Annotated in this window: 18 protein-coding genes, 1 tRNA gene and 1 pseudogene; 10 read left to right on the top strand and 10 right to left on the bottom strand. The window is 53.9% G+C overall.

Annotated elements, in window-relative coordinates; translation table 11 throughout:
* Positions 1-63 precede the first annotated feature (63 nt).
* A tRNA-Asn gene (locus C6W88_RS14395) sits at positions 64-139 on the top strand.
* A 201-nt stretch (positions 140-340) separates the two neighbouring features.
* Here the strand turns inward: C6W88_RS14395 and C6W88_RS14390 are convergent.
* The 5 genes from C6W88_RS14390 to C6W88_RS14370 all read right to left on the bottom strand — a co-directional run bounded on the left by C6W88_RS14390 (position 341) and on the right by C6W88_RS14370 (position 5435).
* A complete protein-coding gene (locus C6W88_RS14390; protein WP_045994604.1) occupies positions 341-583 on the bottom strand; it encodes a type II toxin-antitoxin system Phd/YefM family antitoxin in 243 nt (80 codons plus the stop codon).
* 195 nt (positions 584-778) lie between these two features.
* Entirely contained in the window at positions 779-2272 is a 1494-nt protein-coding gene (locus C6W88_RS14385) for a tripartite tricarboxylate transporter permease (RefSeq protein ID WP_108132954.1), read from the bottom strand.
* A 46-nt stretch (positions 2273-2318) separates the two neighbouring features.
* A complete protein-coding gene (locus C6W88_RS14380; protein WP_108132953.1) occupies positions 2319-2888 on the bottom strand; it encodes a tripartite tricarboxylate transporter TctB family protein in 570 nt (189 codons plus the stop codon).
* A gap of 92 nt (positions 2889-2980) precedes the next feature.
* A complete protein-coding gene (locus C6W88_RS14375) occupies positions 2981-3949 on the bottom strand; it encodes a Bug family tripartite tricarboxylate transporter substrate binding protein (protein WP_045994607.1) in 969 nt (322 codons plus the stop codon).
* A gap of 76 nt (positions 3950-4025) precedes the next feature.
* A complete protein-coding gene (locus C6W88_RS14370; RefSeq protein ID WP_108132952.1) occupies positions 4026-5435 on the bottom strand; it encodes an NAD(P)H-dependent oxidoreductase in 1410 nt (469 codons plus the stop codon).
* 287 nt (positions 5436-5722) lie between these two features.
* Between C6W88_RS14370 and C6W88_RS14365 the strand changes: the two genes are divergently transcribed.
* Entirely contained in the window at positions 5723-6433 is a 711-nt protein-coding gene (locus C6W88_RS14365; RefSeq protein ID WP_231498656.1) for a GntR family transcriptional regulator, read from the top strand.
* A 199-nt stretch (positions 6434-6632) separates the two neighbouring features.
* On the opposite strand, the gene C6W88_RS14360 is transcribed toward C6W88_RS14365, so the two are convergent.
* Both C6W88_RS14360 and C6W88_RS14355 read right to left on the bottom strand, forming a co-directional pair.
* Positions 6633-6842 (bottom strand): type II toxin-antitoxin system RelE/ParE family toxin, encoded by a 210-nt coding sequence (locus C6W88_RS14360; protein ID WP_231498655.1) that lies wholly within the window; start codon positions 6840-6842, stop codon positions 6633-6635.
* 34 nt (positions 6843-6876) lie between these two features.
* Positions 6877-7206: a damage-inducible protein J gene (locus C6W88_RS14355; RefSeq protein WP_108132949.1), complete on the bottom strand. Its 330-nt coding sequence runs from the start codon at positions 7204-7206 to the stop codon at positions 6877-6879.
* A 1087-nt stretch (positions 7207-8293) separates the two neighbouring features.
* Between C6W88_RS14355 and C6W88_RS22105 the strand changes: the two genes are divergently transcribed.
* The 8 genes from C6W88_RS22105 (at position 8294) to C6W88_RS14315 (ending at position 15694) form a co-directional block, all read left to right on the top strand.
* Positions 8294-8815, top strand: a complete 522-nt coding sequence (locus C6W88_RS22105) for a DUF6236 family protein (protein WP_197037125.1) — start codon at positions 8294-8296, stop codon at positions 8813-8815.
* Positions 8816-9251: 436 nt separating this feature from the next.
* The gene (locus C6W88_RS21415; RefSeq protein WP_146164671.1) at positions 9252-10031 is read left to right on the top strand and encodes a hypothetical protein; all 780 of its coding nucleotides are present in this window, start codon (positions 9252-9254) and stop codon (positions 10029-10031) included.
* Between the two features lie 42 nt (positions 10032-10073).
* Positions 10074-10700, top strand: a complete 627-nt coding sequence (locus C6W88_RS21410) for a hypothetical protein (RefSeq protein ID WP_146164670.1) — start codon at positions 10074-10076, stop codon at positions 10698-10700.
* A gap of 57 nt (positions 10701-10757) precedes the next feature.
* Positions 10758-13364, top strand: coding sequence for an AAA family ATPase (locus C6W88_RS14335; RefSeq protein WP_197037124.1), 2607 nt, complete (start codon positions 10758-10760; stop codon positions 13362-13364).
* 116 nt (positions 13365-13480) lie between these two features.
* The gene (locus C6W88_RS21405) at positions 13481-14236 is read left to right on the top strand and encodes a hypothetical protein (RefSeq protein ID WP_146164669.1); all 756 of its coding nucleotides are present in this window, start codon (positions 13481-13483) and stop codon (positions 14234-14236) included.
* A 237-nt stretch (positions 14237-14473) separates the two neighbouring features.
* Positions 14474-14929, top strand: a complete 456-nt coding sequence (gene maoP / locus C6W88_RS14325) for a MaoP family protein (RefSeq protein ID WP_108132946.1) — start codon at positions 14474-14476, stop codon at positions 14927-14929.
* Between the two features lie 260 nt (positions 14930-15189).
* The gene (locus C6W88_RS14320; RefSeq protein ID WP_197037123.1) at positions 15190-15414 is read left to right on the top strand and encodes a type II toxin-antitoxin system RelE/ParE family toxin; all 225 of its coding nucleotides are present in this window, start codon (positions 15190-15192) and stop codon (positions 15412-15414) included.
* Entirely contained in the window at positions 15407-15694 is a 288-nt protein-coding gene (locus C6W88_RS14315; RefSeq protein WP_108132945.1) for a type II toxin-antitoxin system RelB family anti-toxin transcriptional regulator, read from the top strand. Before C6W88_RS14320 ends, C6W88_RS14315 begins: the two co-directional genes overlap by 8 nt.
* A gap of 2 nt (positions 15695-15696) precedes the next feature.
* Here C6W88_RS14315 and C6W88_RS22100 read toward each other — a convergent pair whose 3' ends face one another.
* From C6W88_RS22100 to C6W88_RS14305, 3 genes and pseudogenes are all read right to left on the bottom strand, one after another.
* Entirely contained in the window at positions 15697-16011 is a 315-nt protein-coding gene (locus C6W88_RS22100; protein ID WP_375038071.1) for a CcdB family protein, read from the bottom strand.
* Positions 15995-16117, bottom strand: a pseudogene (locus C6W88_RS22095) (CcdB family protein); the annotation flags it as partial. The pseudogene C6W88_RS22095 and the gene C6W88_RS22100, both read right to left, overlap by 17 nt.
* Positions 16117-16362, bottom strand: a complete 246-nt coding sequence (locus C6W88_RS14305; protein WP_108132943.1) for a type II toxin-antitoxin system CcdA family antitoxin — start codon at positions 16360-16362, stop codon at positions 16117-16119. The pseudogene C6W88_RS22095 and the gene C6W88_RS14305, both read right to left, overlap by 1 nt.
* Positions 16363-16770: the final 408 nt, after the last annotated feature.

The raw sequence follows: 16770 nt of genomic DNA, 5'->3' as shown, positions 1-16770 counted from the left end.
AGCCATCTGGCCTTGCAGCATTACTGACATTGTCGCCTAGCTTGAAGTACTGCACATTGTTGTTCCCCGATAGCTCAGTTGGTAGAGCAAATGACTGTTAATCATTGGGTCACAGGTTCGAGTCCTGTTCGGGGAGCCAGTGCTGATTTTTGGTGTTTTCCCTTTCCTGCCGTCTCTTCTCTTTATTGAAATTATCCGGGATTTCCGTCCCAGGATACGCTTCATGCTTTGCGTTTTTCTGCCGCACTCTTCCTGAGGCTTGCGATGCCTGGGCGTAAAAAGCGGTGTCGCAGAAAGTTTGCACTCGGGGCGAAGCGTTCTCTCTAGCCTGTCTGCCAAGTCACCATTTTAGTTCTCGCTCGCACTGGCCGAGATCGGTTTCCAGCCCTTCCCTGATCGATTCGCCCATGGCAGGTAGGGAAGCCAGGTGGAGGCTTTCTAGGATGGCACGCCAGTCATCTTCCGCCAGCAAGACGGCGTCACCTCTTCTACCGGTGATGAAAATAGGTTCGTGGCTTTCCAATGCCTTGTCGATCAAGGCTTCGAGCTCAGCGCGAGCATTCTCGACGGTTACTGTAGTCATCGGCCACCTCCTGTTGGATAAGCTTAGGACAAGATGGGCATCTGGCCGTCAGGCCGCGCGACTCAGGTAGCGTTGTTGGCACCCGCGTATGATTCAGCAAAAAAAATCGCCCTCGTTGCCTGATCGGCAGCGAGGGCGATGTCGTTTCTGCGTGGGGAGGATGCTGGTGGTTAGCCAGTGTGTGGCTTTATCACCTCAGCCCATCGCAGCGGCCCGGATCCTCGCTCGCTTGCGCAGGGCAATGACGATGGTGGTGCCCAGAAGCAGCACGGCGATGGCGATCAGGCTTGCGCTGATCGGACGCGAGAAGAAGATACCGAGATCGCCCTGTGACATGGCCAGCGAGCGACGCAGTTCGCTCTCGGCGATGGGGCCGAGCACCAGGCCAAGAATGATCGAGACCAGCGGGAACTTGATCTTCTCCAAGAGGAAGCCGAGCACACCGAAGCCAAGCATCAGCCAGACATCGAACATCGAGTTGCGCACCGAGTAGGTACCGACGATGCAGCACATCAGGATGATCGGGCCCAGCGCCGAGTAGGGCACGTTAAGCAGCCGGGTGAACAGTTTGATGAACGGCTTGGAGAACGCCAGGATCATGAAGTTCACCACGAATAGCCCAGCGAACACCGCGTAGATCAGGTCGCTCGAGGTCAGCATGAACATCGGCCCCGGCTGCAGGCCGTGCATGATGAAGGCGCCGAGGATGATCGCGGTAGTACCGCTTCCCGGAATACCGAGCGCGAACAGCGGCACCAGGGCGCCCATGGCGGCGGCGTTGTTGGCGGCCTCCGGTGCAGCGATACCTTCCGGTGCGCCCTTGCCGAACTTCTCCGGGTGCTTGGACCAGCGCACAGTCTCGCTGTAGCTGACCATGGCGGCGGTGCTGGCGCCGATGCCCGGCAAGATGCCGATGATGACGCCAAGGATGGATGAGCGTGACAGGGTGACGCCGATCTTCTTCAGGATGGGGGCGTCGAAGATCTTGATCTTGACCTTGGTCAGCGGCTGTTCAGCGTCACGGCTCAGGGAGCGCTTCATCACCTCGGACACCGCAAACAGACCGACGATGACCGGAATCAGCCCGACCCCCTCGGCCAGGTTGAGGTTGTCAAAGGTGTAGCGGCTGGTGCCGGTGAGCGGGTCGATGCCGATAGTAGCGATCAACAGGCCCAGGGTGGCACCGATCAAGCCGAGGATCAGCCGGCCACCGAGGGAGGCCACCACGGTCAGGCCGAGGATGGCGAGTGCAAAGTACTCGGGGGAGGAGAACTTCAGCGCCACCGAGGCCAGCATCGGGGTGAAGATGATCAGCGCGATGGTGCCGACCAGCCCGCCCACCGCGGAGCTCAGCACACCGATGCCCAGCGCCTTGCCGGCCTCGCCCTGCTGGGTCATGGGATAGCCGTCGAAGGCCGTCATCACCGCCTCCGGGGTGCCCGGGGCGCGATAGAGGATGGCGGTGATCAGCCCCGAGAAGACGGTGGAGCCGTAGATGGCGGTCAGCAGCATGAACGCCTGGGTGGGCTCCATGCCGTAGGTGACCGGCAGCAGGATGACCACCAGGATCACGCCGCTGATGCCCGGCAGCGCACCACCGATAAAGCCGATAAACACGGCCGAGGTCAGGATCAACAGGTTCATGGGCTGGAAGACCACGCCTAGCCCACTGAGAAAACTCTCCAGCATCGTCAGCTCCCGCGAAATACTGGTGGAAAATCGTACCGGCTGGGTGTCATGGCAAGGGGATGCCCAGCAGGGTGGAGAACACGCCCTGGATCAGCGCAACGGCGATGACCACGGTGGCAAGCAGGGCCGCCCAGTGGCGCGCGCCAAGCAGCAAGGTGCAGGCCAGGGTGAAGATCACGGTGGCCAGCAAAAAACCGATGGCCGGCATCAGCAGGGTGTAGGCAACGGTGGTACCCATCAGCCACCAGTGGCGGTTGGCGGCAAGAAACCCAGGGTTAAGAGCAACGCCAGCGGCTTCGGTGGTGCTGTCGGTGACGTTGTCGGTGGCGCTGTCCTGGCCGGCGTCAGCCTGTTGGCCGGGTTCAGTCGCGGGGTTTTTCGCCATCGCGGCCTTGGCCTCGGCGTCGCTGGCACGCTCCTTGGCCTGGCTCATGCGGGTGGAGACCAGCAGGGTCGCCGACAGCACAATCAGCAGGAGCAACAGCGACAGCGGCCACAGGCGCGGGCCGATAAAGGTCGAGACGTCCTCGGAGCTCGGGAAATCAAGCGTCGGCACCAGGGTGACGGCGGCCAGTACCAGCAACAGGACGGCAAAGACGGTGAACTTGGTATGCATGGTGAGGCTCGGTTCACGGCGGGCCAGCGGGAGCGAGTCCCGTCAGCGCAAGGTGAGGGGCCGGGGAGTACCCGGCCCGCCAGTCCACGGGATCAGGTGTTTTCCAGAAGCCGCGTGTAGAGTTCCAGGTTCTGCTCGAGCTTCTCGCGGTAGTCGTCGCTACCCAGCCAGCCCTCGCGGTAGTGCAGGTTCACCCGCTCTTCGTACTCCTGGTAGGTCTCGGAGTCGTAGACGCTCTTCAGCGTGGACTCGAGCTTCTCGACGATGGCGTCCGGGGTGTCGGCGTGGACGAAGATGCCGCGCTCGTTGCCGTCGGTCAGGTCCCAGCCGTTCTCGACGGTGGTGGGGATGTCCGGGAAGTTCTCCAGACGCTCTTCGGCGAACACCAGGATCGGCATCATCTCGCCGGATTCCATGTAGCTCAGCACCGAGCTGATCTCACCGAACAGGCCATCGATATTGCCGCCCATGACGTTGGCGGCGACGCTGCCTTCCTCGTCGTAGGGGATGAAGCTGATGTCCAGGCCGGTGGCGTCACGGAACGACAGGAAGGCCATGCGGTCGGGGCTGGCCGCGTGGGTGCCGCCGATGATGACCTGACCCGGGTTGGCCTTGGCGTGCTCCATGAAGGCGTCGAAGTCGGCGTACTTGTCCGGATCGACGATCAGCGTCATCACGTCGGATTGCATACGCGCCACCGGGGTGAGCTGGTCGAGGCCGGTGGGGTTCTGGCCGGCGGCAAGCGAGGTGACCAGGGTCGAGGAGGCGAAGTCCAGGGTGTGGCCGTCGGCGTCGCCGTTGGCGGTACGCTGGTGGGCCAGGGCGCCGGAGGCAGACGGCAGATTGACCACCGTCACGCGGGTGTCCATGGCCTCTTCAAGCAGCGGCTTGATGGTGCGCGCAAAGTTATCGGTGCCGCCACCGGCGCCGGCGGCGACCAGGAACTGCAGCGGCTTGGAGGGGAAGTCGGCCGCCTCGTCGGCGGACAGCGCGGCGGGGCTCGCAACGACGAGCGACAGGCCGAGGGCGCTGGCGGTGATGATCGCGTTTCGGGTGATCATGGCGTTCTCCTGGGGGTGGTTGTTGTGGTTGAGCATGGGCAGATGCCCATTGGTTGCCAGGTGGCCCGACATGACGTCAGGCCGGTTCGGAGGAAGATTCGGCGGTGGAGAAGAACATCGCGTCCTGCTCGCGGCGAAGGTGGAGCAAGGTGGAGTCCGGCAGCTGCACGTCGGCCACGCTGATCAACTGTCCTGCAGCCACATCGCGCTTAAGGACGGCGCCGGGCAGCAGATAGAAGGGTACCGGGGTAGCATCGACCAGCGCAGCGGCGGGGTGCACCTCCGGCTTAAGGCCGGCGATGTGGCGATGGTGGCCCTTCATCTCGAGTTCCTGCCCCTTGCTGAGTGACACCGTGGCGCGGGCGACCAGGTCCACCGCCGGGCGGGTGGCCTGGCCGCCGCCGGAGGGCAGGCCCTTGAGCACGGCGTCGAGCAGCGAGATCGGCGCTTCAAGGCCCAGCAGGTGGCGCGGCAGGTAGACCATGGCGCTTTTCTTGCTGCGACTCAGGATATGGCCCTTGCCGTCCAGTACCTCCCAGGCGTGTGCATCCTCGCAGCGCACCACCACGAAGACGCCACCGGCGAAGCTCAGCTCGTCCGGGCGTCGCAGGCAGTTGAACACCTCCAGACGCCCCGTGCCGGAGAGCACGCCGCCGTTGCCTTCCAGATCCAGCAGGGTCGGCACCTCATGGGTACGCAGCACCAGGGCGTGGAAGGCAGGGTGGTCGGGGGTGAGGCCGGTGGCGTTGGCGACATTGGTCATCTCGCACAGGTCCGGTGCGGAGATCTGCGGAATGGCGCTCAGGTGCTCGCCACGGGCGCGCACCACGCTGCGCTCGTCGCCCTCGGGCAGTGTCCACAGGTCGGCCATGTCCGGGGCGTCGAAGCGGGTGCCGTTGCAACAGATCGCCTGATCCGCCTCGTCCCAGACAAAGTCGTATTCGCTGCTCTTGCCGGCGGCGATGATCTCGAAGCCCAGCGTCTGGGCCCAGGTCACCAGGCCGATCAACAGACTCGGTTGATCACCGTCCAGCGGAGTGAACAGGCGACCATGGCGGTTGCCCAGGCGGGTCAGGTAGGGACCGACCACCGATTCGGTTTCCTTGGTGGCGATGCCTACATGCTTGCCGGCCTTGAGTGCACTGGCCGCGTGGGTGGCACCGGCGTTTGGTATACCAGTACTTTCCACCAGGATGTCGAAATCCAGGTGCTTGACCACTTCGAGATCGCCACAGGCGACAAACTTGCCTGCCTGCCAGGCGTCGCTTGCCTCGTCCTGTGTTTGGCATACCGCGATCTGCGAGGCCGGAATGCCGGCCTTCTCGAACGCCTGGGCGGCCGTCTCGGCGCTAATGTCCACCGCGATACGTGCGTTCATGCCGGGCATCTGCTGGGCCTGACGGAGGATGCCGCGACCGAAATCGCCAGCGCCCGCGACGCATGCCTCGACGTTGGTGGCGGTATCAAAGTGGTGAAGGTAGTTCATGGTCGTAGAGCGTCTCCGTGCTGGCCTGGCCCACCGATGGCGCGTTGCCGGGGGCTGCCTGAGCGGGTTGAAGGCCTCGGTCTGGAAGGATCGGGCGGGATCAAGATGCAGAGAAATGTAGTGGTATACCATTTTGATGGTCAAACGATTGGGGCATAGACCTTGGTCGCATAAGGCAAAAGATGTGCGTTATATCATTGAATAACAACGAATAAGTGCAGTGAGACAAACCGCGTAAATGTTTGCCCGCCAAAAAACGGTATGCCATTCTTTAGGCATCGAAGACCATGACGGCATTAACGATGGACGAAGCGGCAGTGGACGCACGCGAAGGACTGGTGGAGAAGGTCGCCAATTACCTGCGTGAACATATCGTGATGGATCACTTCCAGCCCGGGCAGCGGCTGCCCGAGCGCAAGCTGGCCGAAGAGCTGGACGTCTCGCGCACCCCCATGCGCGAGGCGTTCAAGATCCTCGCGGCGGAGGGGTTGGTGGTCATCTCCCCGCGACGGGGTGCGGTGGTCGCCGACGTCAGCCCCCAGGACGTGCAGGAAAAGGCCTACGTGCTGAGCGTACTGGAGCAGTCAGCCGCGGAGCTCTGCTGCGCCAATGCCAGCGACGACGACATCGCCGAGCTGCAGGCCCTGCACTTCGAGATGAAGGCCGCTTTCCTGCGTCGCGACCGGCAGAACTACTTTCGCCTGAACCAGGCGATCCACAACCGCATCGTCTCGCTCTCCGGCAACAACTCCCTGATCGAGATCCACGCCACACTTAGCCGACAGCTCTACCGCGTGCGCTATCTTTCCAACCTGAAAAACGAGAAGTGGTCCGTGGCCATGGACGAGCACGAAGCCATCATGGCCGCCCTGGAAGCCCGCGACGGCAAGCAGGTCGGCAACGAACTGCGCAACCACCTCGGCAAGACCTGGATGAAGTACGCCAACCCCGCGGCCGGGGACCAGCCCCTCGCCGATGTCGACACCGAGAGCGGCTAGTAGATGAGCCAGTGCGGCAGGCGACGCCGGCCAGCCAAGGGCGTGATAGCGAGACACTGATGGGCAGGATGCAGAGCAGGTGAGGTAATGACGCTTAACGGATATCGAGCGAAGGGGAGGGGCCGGCTGACTCCGTCCATCAGCCGAGCCAAGAAGCTACGTCCGCTTCGAGCCTTTGCGGTCAGAGAGTGATTAGCCGTCAATCGGCGGGCGGGAATTGCTGCTTTTGGTGAAGGACCCGCATGATCCGGATATCTGAGCCTGCCAACTGATAGGAGATCAGAAGCGATACTTCCGGAAGGATCAGCAAGCGACCAGGAATACCTTGGCGCTCTACGCCGAGTAGCGGTTGCAGCATCAGCAGTTCTGCCCTTTCCTCAATCTGGCCATCAGTCCGTTCGGCGACCACAGGATTGAACTGGTAGAGAAAGTCGAAAATGGCTTCACGCCTTGTCAGACCCTCTTCTTCCCATGGAATCGCCGATTACCGGGGCAAGGTCACGGGCGCGGATCCGTGACTTTCGTTCTGCCATCCGGGATTTTGCGGTTTCATGATTGACAAAGGTCGCTGCACCGGCTTCGAGTCTGTCAAACGCTCGCTTGACCTGAAGCGATAACCAGTCATGGTGTGACGTTGCTTGGCGCTGTTGCTCGGCGAGTTGTTCTGCCAATTCCCTGCAGGCGCCACTGAGCGTACGCCCCTGGCTCTCTGCCATCTGCTGGGCTAGGCGCTTTGTCTCTTCATCGATGCGAAACTGTATACGGGTATCCATCTGAAGCCTCGCAGCTCATTCTGACGTGTTCACGTATATTGGCTCGTTTTGGTGCTCAGTATGGCAACCCAGGCCCGCTTGCCGCGCTGGGCGTGAATACGCTTCCTGGTAGCGATACCTGGAAGCGTTGCCTCACAGGCGCGCGGAGTCGTTCCCGTCAATTGCGGCAAGGTTCGGTGCTGGATCAGAAACGCATCGTGGTTACCTGGCGCTGAGGTGAACAAGCTATACCACCCATCCGCCATATGCGAGTGATTGCTTGCTCGCGCTGGGCAGGGCAGTCGTATCAGTATCAGATCTCTATCCCCGATTTTGATGCAAGCGAGTGCTTCCAAAAAGCAGTTTCCGAAATTCAACAGTTTGTAAGACTTAAGCCAAAAAACGCGTAAATTCGTTCCCATTCCTCACATCTTTTGTCTATTCTGCTGCTAATGGCCAATGCCAAGCAATAAACAGTGCCGCTACGAGCACGAAAACAACGATCATGCGCAGGGATAGGAAAGCCGTCTATGGCCAAGGGATGACCAGCCAACGCTAATCTGACGTTCAATACAGGCGCCTTGCCGCCTGTATGGCAGCGTGCTGCCGTTTTTGGTTACCCGCCCTTAACTCCTTCCGTACCTGTGATCGCATAGCGGCGTTCGTCGCGCTGAGTGGTCATGTCTTGTGGCCGCCGTGGCGGTAGCGTGCCTGGTCGGTAGTTTGTAGGTGAAGGGGAGGTGTGACTTTCTCCCGGTGACATGGCGTAGGTGTTTCTCTGCGTGCGGTATTCATTCGTGTATACGAAATGCAGCACAGAATTTAAAGGCATGCTCGAAGTGATGCATCAGAGGGCGTGTTTATTACGCCTCGGCGCTATAAAGTTGCGGACAATCAATGGCTTTGCAATCGCTGAAGAGCCAATTTGAGCATGCGCATTTTGAAGATGAGCATGCGCGTTTTATCCCGAATTACTCCGCTGTAAAGTGAGAAAATTACGTAAGAATTCAAAGGTATAGGCTGCAATTTGGGTGTGCTCATGCGGAAGATAAATGAGCATGCCTATGAATAAAAATGTTAGCACTCATGACTTAAATTCGGAGTAAATATGGAAAGAGGAATAGTTACTCCAGCAATGGAGATTGTTAGCGAGGGTGACTCGGTTTCTATGAGAGGCGGCATACCACCTGAGAAATGCCGCTACTACGCTCTATATTGGGATAAGGTGGTTGTAACCGATAGCAATATTTTTGGAACTGGTTTGTCTGATGATTTGCAACTGTTAGAAGGAGCGGGAATTGTCAGGAAAGAAACCGCCAGAATGAACCTGAACGGCACTTTCAATGGAAGTGATCTTGCGAACATGCATTTCCAAGGACTCGCTGAAGTTTCGGCTAATCTCACCAATCGCAACCCAGGACAGTGGGCTATCCATCAGAGCGGCGACCAACTAATTGTACCTGCTTCTATGTCTAAAGATTTGATTACAGCTGACTTTGAATTAACCCGTTGTTTACCGGTGCCAAAGTCAGATGTCCCTTTAGATAGACTCCTGGAATTTAAGTTAAAAAGAACTGATGAGCTAATTGCATTGCGCACGACATTAGATGAATTATATTTGGAAATATAAAAATCTGCTGATATTCCTCGATCCAAAATAGTTCAAATTCAACGTTTGGAACAAGCAATAAGCGATTTGGACAAAGTTGCGAAGCAAAGCTGGGGTTACAGATTGTTGGCAAGTCGAAAAGTTTCGCTTGATCTTAACTATGGTTCGGTGAAAAATGGGGCCGTTACCGCTGGCCTGGTTGGAGCTGCATTTTCAAATCCTCTCGCAGGCATTCTCGTAGGTACAGCTCATGCACTGGTTTCAAGCCTCAAATTTGAGGTGTCAATTTCTAACCAACTGGAAAGCCCCCAAGGGAAGCAGTTGGAGCTGTCGTATATAAGCTCAATCAAAAATGAAGACATCGCAAACTAGTGCTAACAAGCGCAAGCACACGGATCAATTTTCCGCTGAGCTCCAAATTGTCCGGTGTTGCGGGCGTTAAGCTTCAGGGAGAGTAATGAGCTTTAAACTATTTCCCAGCAATCATGAGAGAACTCTATTCATAGCAATAGCGTCTTTTTCTTTGGGGTTGGCGGTTGGGCTTATGCCAGGATTGGATGCCAAGACGATCGCAGGCGCTGTTGCTACACTAGTTGCCGCCTTCGCAGGTGCGTTTTTTGCCTATAAATTTAATGCAGACCGTGAAAAACAACGAAAAGATGATATAGATCTGGCATCTGCAAATAGGGCTATTTTTACGCTCGTGCGTGTGTACAACTATATTGCTGGTTTCAATAAGCAATTTTTGAAACCTTATACTGGCGATCCGTCAGCCTATGTGGCAATACAACCGTCACTTGGGAACTCTGACCCAAATTGGAAAATTGACTTTGACTCTATTTCATTTCTGATCTCTGGGAAGAAGTCAGAGATATTGACTGATCTTACTGAACTTGAAGAACTCTTCACGATTTTTACCGAAACGGTGAAAACAAGAAATCACATACACTTAAATATTGTTCAGCCAGCAATGGAAGCTGCGGGCATTGTCAGTGGTTCATCCGTAAGCTTAGGGGAAATCGATAGGGTTCTTGGCGACCGGACATCGACAATAATGAAAAGTCTTACCGCTGAACTAATAGATATTACTCAGCGCGGTGAAAAGCGGTCGGAGATGCTGATACAGAAGTTGCACGAGATTATGGTAGGCATATTTCCGGGAAAGAACGTAATCCGAATGGAGAAGCTTAACAAGTCAAGTAACGCGGACGGCGAAAAAGCCGCCGCCGGTTCTTGAGGCGTTAGAGCAGTCCATGGCTAGGCCTATCGTAGGAGGCATATGAGTAGTTGGATCCCTTATTTAAAAGATGCATTCTTTGTTGTCGGATCTTTAGCTGGAGTTCTGGCGTTCCTTCGACCTGTTGTAGAAAGTAAGCATCAAAAAGACACCGAGCGATTGGGCGCAATATTATCTAAGTTTCCGGAGAATCAGATAATGGCACTCGATAGTTGTGTGTACAGTTCTCGAAGAATCCCTGAGTCAGTGCTTCGGCCTTTCGATGAAATTGAACATAAGCACGGAGACGGTTGGCAAGAGCTGAAATTTGTAGGCCCTCTTAAACAAATATTGGAACCTGAATTCAAATGCTTGGTTGCTGAATATCGAGAATTTAGAGAGTACGTTCAGGTCCCGGAATGGGAGCCGAAGGATGTAGATGGCGAATATGATTGGTTCTTTAATAAGCAGGCTTTTCGTGATGGTCATGTTGTCTCAGTCCAGTATGCGGAGCATTTACAGCAGGCAACAGATGCGGCAACTCAGCTTAGAAAGCGGTTTCAGCGCATTCAGGCGGTAACCGATTTGCATTTCTTTGAGGCGCTTTTCGGGCGTTTCTACGCTCCTCGGTTATTCAAGAGCAGGGGTTTAGAGTGCTCTAACAATGCATTGCAGCGGACAAGCCGCTGAATGCGGCGTTAGCTTTTCTGAGCGAGTCTCAATCGGCCGGCCAATAAAAAGGAGAAGATGTTGTCGCTACTGCAAGAAATACTGAATTGGTCGCAGGGTCTTCCGGCCTGGAAAAGTGATGCGGTAGCACGTTTGCTGGCTAAACAGACCCTAACAACAGAAGACCAAGATGATCTATTTGCACTACTCAAAGCTGCGAATGGTATTCCCGATCCGAAAGGGCGGAATCCCAACCCCCTAACGGCAGATCAGATCCCTGCACCAGTGAAAGCCACAACTCACGTTGAACTGCTTGCAATGAAGAATATGCGTCATGTCAACGCGATTGCAGAGAATCAGCGCCTGTCGTTTATTCCTCATGGGATGACAGTTATATATGGTGACAACGGTTCTGGAAAATCAGGATACTCGCGCGTGTTCAAGCGCGCATGCCGCGCCCGCGATCAGATGGAAGCAATTTATCCGAACGCCGCTCTACCTGCAAGCCAAACGGGGAAAGCCGAAGCCGTATTCGAAATAAAAATTGATGGTTCGGTACAAGATGAGCACTGGTCCGACGGCAAAGCGGCTCCAGCAACGCTGTCGTCTTTCGCGATCTTTGATTCGCACTGCGCGCGTGCCTACTTAGATAGTGAAGATGACTTTTCTTACGTGCCTTACGGGCTAGATGTGTTCGAGAGATTGGCGAAGGTTTGCAAACATCTGAAGACTGCGATAGAAACCGAGCATACGCAGTCTGCCGCAGACCTTACAGCTTTTGCGCCGCTCCACGGTGAGACCGCCGTTGGCAAACTGATTTCAGGACTATCGGCCAGAACGACGAAAGCACAAATCGAAGCATTGGCGACACTTTCGCAGGAAGATTTAGCCCAGCATGCGTCTCTAGATAAGAGTTTGAAGGAAAACAATCCGAAGGAAAAGGCGACTCAATTGCGTTTGCGTGCTCGCCGAGTTGCCGCCATCGCAACAAACGCAAAAAACAAAGGCGCGCTAGTAGATCATACGGTGGTAACCAGATTGCGTAAGCTGGCAGACAGTTATCGCACTGCGCAGTCAGCCGCCGCACTCGCAGCTAAGCAGTTTACGGCAAGTGAAAGTCTGCTACCTGGCACCGGAGGAGAGGCTTGGCGTGAGCTTTTCGACGCCGCCCGAAAGTTTGCGGAAGAATCCCATCCGGACAAGGTCTTCCCAGAACTGGGGACCGATTCACCTTGTCCTCTATGTCAGCAACCTCTTGCTGAAGGCGCCGCCCGCTTACAGCGCTTCGAGTCCTTCATTCAAGCCGAGGCAGAGAAAACCGCCCAAGAGCGCCGACTAGCTCTGTACGCAGAGTACAAGCCGTTCATCGCGAACATTCTGACTTTGAATATTGACGATGTTACCTACGGTGAGATCGAAGGCTTGAACCCGCAACTCGCGAATGATGTCAAAGTCTTTGAGAAATCGCTAGTCGCTCGCCAGGAAGCCATCAAGGCAGCGGTAATCTCCCACGAATGGGAAGGTACTGAACAGGCGTTGGGAAACCCCTCAGCGCAACTTCAAGTGCTAGCTAACAAGCTGAATGCTGACGCTGAAACTCTTGAAATAGCATCCGATGAAAAGGCGCGTGCTGCACTTCAAAAGCAGTTCATTGAGCTAGATGCGCGAGTGCGACTAAGTCAGGTCAAGGATGCCGTGGTATTGGCGGTGACCCGACTGGGTCACCAGGCCAAACTTAAGAAGTGCCTGTCGGATATCAAGACAAATTCCATTTCCCGAAAAGCATCAGAATTGGCCGAAAAGGTCGTCTCCAAAGAGCTAGCCGAAGCACTAAACTGCGAATTCAAGGCGTTAGGCGTAGGCATGCTTCGCGTTTCGCTACAAAGCCGCTCCGACAGGGGTAAGGCTTTGCACAAACTAAAACTTGAATTACCACAAAGTCGTAACCCTGGTGAAATTCTTAGTGAAGGAGAGCAGCGGGCGATTGCGATAGGTTCTTTTTTGGCCGAGGTCGGGTTAAGTGATGGTAAGGGCGGTATTGTATTTGACGACCCGGTGTCCTCCCTAGACCATCGCCGCCGTGAACGCGTAGCAAAGCGACTAGCGCAAGAAGCCGCACAGCGTCAGGTCATCGTATTTACCCATGATATTTATTTCCTCTGTCTGCTGGCCGAGGAGGCAAAGCTTGCAACCGTACCTATTGCTACACAGAGCCTGACACGCCGTTCTGAGGGATTCGGGGTGGCCGACCCAGAACTCCCTTTCGAGGGAAAAAGCACTAGTAAGCGGATTAAGGCCCTTAAAGCTCAGCATCAAACTATAGCCAAACTGCACAGGGATGGCGAAGAGCAACAGTGTCAAAGACAAACAGTTGATGCTTATTTCCGGCTACGTATGACGTGGGAGCGGGCAGTCGAGGAAGTACTCTTGCGCGAGGTGATCCTTCGGTTCCGGAAAGGCGTTGAAACACAGAGACTTGCTGGCGTCGTTGTTGAAGATGGCGATTATGCGAAAGTCTACGCTGGCATGACCAAGTGTTCGAACTACGCACATGATAAGGCCCTGCAAGGCGGCATTGCTGTTCCAGACCCCGACGAACTACTTGCTGATATTATGGAATTGGACGCTTGGCGAGAGGGTATCGAGAAGAGAGGCAAGATGACGGCACAGAAACGCAAGGCTTGAAAAAGCTGTCTACTGAGTTCCGGTGCAGGAAAGCTAACAAAAAGCTGCACGCGGATAAATTACTCGCTACGCTCCTAATTTACCGGTGAGCTTGGCGTTAGATGACATGAGGTAAAATGAAAGAATTTTTAACAAAGTACAAGATTTTTTTTGAAACTATTGCTTCAAGCATGATTGCAATTATGGCTGTAGTCGTCTCAATTGTAGCGTTGAATATATCATCAAAAGCCAATCAGATTGCTGCTAGCTCCTTGGATATCAGTAGATTGGCGTTGTTACCGAAAGTTTCTGCAGAATTTAGGTTCGATAGTGCGGAAAATGGGAAAAGGAGTGAAACTTTAGTTATTAGCAATTCTGGGGATGTTATGTACGATTTTCACTCATATCCTTTTGCTTTCTTAAGGCTGAATGAGTTGAAGCTTGTAACTCCGGAAAATAGCGGAAAACCGGTGTTCTTACAAAGTGTTGTTGTCCCGATTTTGAATTATTTTCCAGTAAGTTCTTATATTACGGATGTAAACAAAGGCATTTTTTCAGAGCAGCATATAATTGATACGAACAGACTAGATCCTATCCTTAGTCAATTTAGTCAAGGATACAACGAAGAGAATAAGAGTATTGGTGGTGCAATACAGAGGTATTTGTTTGTGTCTTACGTTGATCAGTTTGGTGAAACACATGAACAGTATATGCGCTTCGAGCCCTTTGGCACCTCTGTTCCTTTAGCAAAAGAAGAGGGGGAAAAGCTTTTAGCTTTGCATCAAGAGGTCGATACAATGGATGCTTTTGTATTGGATTATGAGAATGCGACTCTTGATAAGCTTCAGAGTATATGGGATGAGTCAAATAAAGAGGTCATTGCAGCAAAGTAATCTAACAAAGCATTCAAGAGGGACTCCCAACGCATGGCATTTTTGGTTCTGGTTGGGTTCAGTGTTTATGGTGGTAAGGTTGAGTTTAGTGGTCGTGCGTTGCTCACCCCTTAATACGGCGTTATATACACGGTAGCCTAGAGTTTCGGTATAAATATAGCAGCCACACTAATAATCGTACTTGTAGTCGTTATTGCCTGCATTTTTCTTGCTTAAAGGAAAGAGGAGAAACCTGATATGCGGGAGACTAGCAGTCGTAAATCAAGAAAAACACCTTTTCCGAAAAAAAATGAGAAGGTTTCACATTCTAAGGAACATCGTGCATTAATTAACAAACCGTATAGAGTGCAGTGCAAGATTGAGGTGTTTACGCTAGCCGAGCTTGATATTATTAATAAATATGGAACATGGTTAAGCGCTCTTACATCAAATAAAATTAACCCCGAAACTAATGATCAAAAACTATTTATAGAAGAGTGTCAGCGATTCAGGTCGCTTAATTTAAATGAAATGCTTTCTTATTTGAGTAATCGTGGTGATAGCGGCTCTATTCAAACTGTATGGTTTAAGTATCTCTGTCGTTTAAAATTTGAAAGAGAAAATCCAAGTATTCTAAACGATAAAACAAAAGTTGATTGGGGCTGGCAAGGACCACCAATAGAGTCAGGTGATCATGTTTTCTTTTCTAAATAGAGTATATAACAAGTCAAATCTCTTGGACTTGGTAAAGATGTCACCTTTTTTGTTCCAAAAAAGCTGCCAACTCCGCCAAGCCGGTGTTTGAGGCGTTAGCGCCCTCTTGATCAAGGGTGATCCAGTGGATTACCTTTGGAGCTATGCAGGCAATCGTTGAGCTACCCGAATTCCTTAAATGAGCACTGGGTCTTCTGAGCGAGGAAGGAAAAGCCAGTATTATCAATTGCCTGGCATTTCATTCCCAATCTGGCGACATCATGCAGGGCACGGGAGGGATTCGGAAGCTGAGGTGGTCTGCGCAAGGAAAAGGTAAAAGTGGCGGTGTTCGCGTAGTTTACTACTACCACAATGGCACGATGCCGCTTTTTTTATTAACCGTATTCGGGAAAGGTGAGAAAGCGAACCTGAGCAAGTCAGAGAGAAACGAGCTTGCGAAATTCACCGCCCTTTTGCGAAAACATTATGGTGGCAATGATGGCTAGTTCTTTTTTAAGTATTAAACAGGGGGTGACGGAAGCAATAGAGTTTTCCAAAGGAAAGCCCGACAAAGCCGTGGTGCATGAATTTGGCCCGCTGGATGTTAAAAAAGTTCGAGCTAAAGTCGGCATGTCACAAAACGAATTTGCTTCTGCATTCGGCATCAGTGTAAGCACTCTACGTCACTGGGAGCGTGGTGATCGCACCCCGCAAGGACCAGCCTTGGTGCTATTGAATGTCGTCGCTAAAGAACCTGAAACCGTGCTTCGTGCGCTGGCATCGTAGCGCTAACAAGGTAAGGCAGCGCGACGTAAAAACCTTCGCTTCGCTCCAGTTTTTACGCGCCTGCTTACGGCGTTAGACACCGATATCAATAACCAGAACCAGAACCCGAACCCGACCATTGCGAAGTCGAGTGCGGCGACTATTTTATCTCGCATGTGCTCTTGAGTGACGATGGGCCTTTTTAAAACGCTGGCAGGTAATGATGCGATTTGTGGGATAAGGATCAACAGTTCTTCGCTGTCGAGGGTCACTGTTGGCGCAGGGCGGGGCAGCTTTCTTACGTCCAGAAAGAGATTTGCGTTTAGGGGGCACCACAATTCGGGTGGCCAACTCCGAGAGGGTATCGCTCTGTATATCCAGAAGGTAAGGGTACATCCTTTTCGTCGACGCGCTGGGGTTAGCGTACACGTCGAACTGGGGCATTAGAATGTCCTGTATTCTTCGGCGAAGCACCCATGCTCAGAGATAGCATCGTTGTAGGCTTTGATAGCGTTGCTGTTTTCCCTCTGCCATTGTTGGGCTTCGCTCTCGGCGAGCTTTGCTTCCAGTGCTTTCTCTAGCGTGGCCGAGAGGTCGACATTCATACTCCTGCCCCTTTTCAGCAAGTCGCTGTTTATGCTGAGGTTTGTGGCTTGTTTGGGAGCGTCCTGATCGTATAGTGTTTGCATTATCGTCGCTCTGATTTTCGATGTCATTACCAGTATGCGCAGCCGTCTGCGCATTGGGAACAATGTAGACAGCTACTGCTACTGACGAACAAGGCGAGACTAAGGTGAGAATCCTACTCTGGTGTGTTGCGGTGCTGTTGCTCGTGTTGATGCTGCTGAGCGGTGCGGGGTTCTTGCAGGGCTCGATGGAGCTGTTTCCCACCGAAGAGCAGCAGCGTCAGGTTCGATGGGTCTATGGGGCGGCGTTTGTTGGCTTCGCCTTGCTCGAACTCCTGGTCGCGATGGGGCTTTGGAGGGAGAGAAGAGTGAGAAGGGCTGTTCGCCGTTAGGTTGGCGATGGCTGCGTTCAGACCACGTCCATAAAAAAGCCGGGGCTCGATGCCCCGGCTTTTCGTTTAGCTTGCGGCT

Origin of the sequence: Halomonas litopenaei (assembly GCF_003045775.1) — a bacterium.
Taxonomy (GTDB): Bacteria; Pseudomonadota; Gammaproteobacteria; order Pseudomonadales; family Halomonadaceae; genus Halomonas; species Halomonas litopenaei.
This window is presented reverse-complemented; position numbering and strand designations above follow the sequence as displayed.

What these genes read in the sequence shown, in the direction of transcription:
- C6W88_RS14370 (WP_108132952.1), bottom strand. Translation starts at nt 5,435, where the DNA reads ATGAACTACCTTCACCACTTTGATACCGCCACCAACGTCGAGGCATGC.
- C6W88_RS14355 (WP_108132949.1), bottom strand. Translation starts at nt 7,206, where the DNA reads ATGGATACCCGTATACAGTTTCGCATCGATGAAGAGACAAAGCGCCTA.
- C6W88_RS14380 (WP_108132953.1), bottom strand. Translation starts at nt 2,888, where the DNA reads ATGCATACCAAGTTCACCGTCTTTGCCGTCCTGTTGCTGGTACTGGCC.
- maoP (WP_108132946.1), top strand. Translation starts at nt 14,474, where the DNA reads ATGCGGGAGACTAGCAGTCGTAAATCAAGAAAAACACCTTTTCCGAAA.
- C6W88_RS14315 (WP_108132945.1), top strand. Translation starts at nt 15,407, where the DNA reads ATGGCTAGTTCTTTTTTAAGTATTAAACAGGGGGTGACGGAAGCAATA.
- C6W88_RS14390 (WP_045994604.1), bottom strand. Translation starts at nt 583, where the DNA reads ATGACTACAGTAACCGTCGAGAATGCTCGCGCTGAGCTCGAAGCCTTG.
- C6W88_RS14375 (WP_045994607.1), bottom strand. Translation starts at nt 3,949, where the DNA reads ATGATCACCCGAAACGCGATCATCACCGCCAGCGCCCTCGGCCTGTCG.
- C6W88_RS21405 (WP_146164669.1), top strand. Translation starts at nt 13,481, where the DNA reads ATGAAAGAATTTTTAACAAAGTACAAGATTTTTTTTGAAACTATTGCT.
- C6W88_RS22105 (WP_197037125.1), top strand. Translation starts at nt 8,294, where the DNA reads ATGGAAAGAGGAATAGTTACTCCAGCAATGGAGATTGTTAGCGAGGGT.
- C6W88_RS14385 (WP_108132954.1), bottom strand. Translation starts at nt 2,272, where the DNA reads ATGCTGGAGAGTTTTCTCAGTGGGCTAGGCGTGGTCTTCCAGCCCATG.
- C6W88_RS21410 (WP_146164670.1), top strand. Translation starts at nt 10,074, where the DNA reads ATGAGTAGTTGGATCCCTTATTTAAAAGATGCATTCTTTGTTGTCGGA.
- C6W88_RS14335 (WP_197037124.1), top strand. Translation starts at nt 10,758, where the DNA reads ATGTTGTCGCTACTGCAAGAAATACTGAATTGGTCGCAGGGTCTTCCG.
- C6W88_RS14320 (WP_197037123.1), top strand. Translation starts at nt 15,190, where the DNA reads ATGCAGGGCACGGGAGGGATTCGGAAGCTGAGGTGGTCTGCGCAAGGA.
- C6W88_RS21415 (WP_146164671.1), top strand. Translation starts at nt 9,252, where the DNA reads ATGAGCTTTAAACTATTTCCCAGCAATCATGAGAGAACTCTATTCATA.
- C6W88_RS14305 (WP_108132943.1), bottom strand. Translation starts at nt 16,362, where the DNA reads ATGCAAACACTATACGATCAGGACGCTCCCAAACAAGCCACAAACCTC.
- C6W88_RS14365 (WP_231498656.1), top strand. Translation starts at nt 5,723, where the DNA reads ATGACGGCATTAACGATGGACGAAGCGGCAGTGGACGCACGCGAAGGA.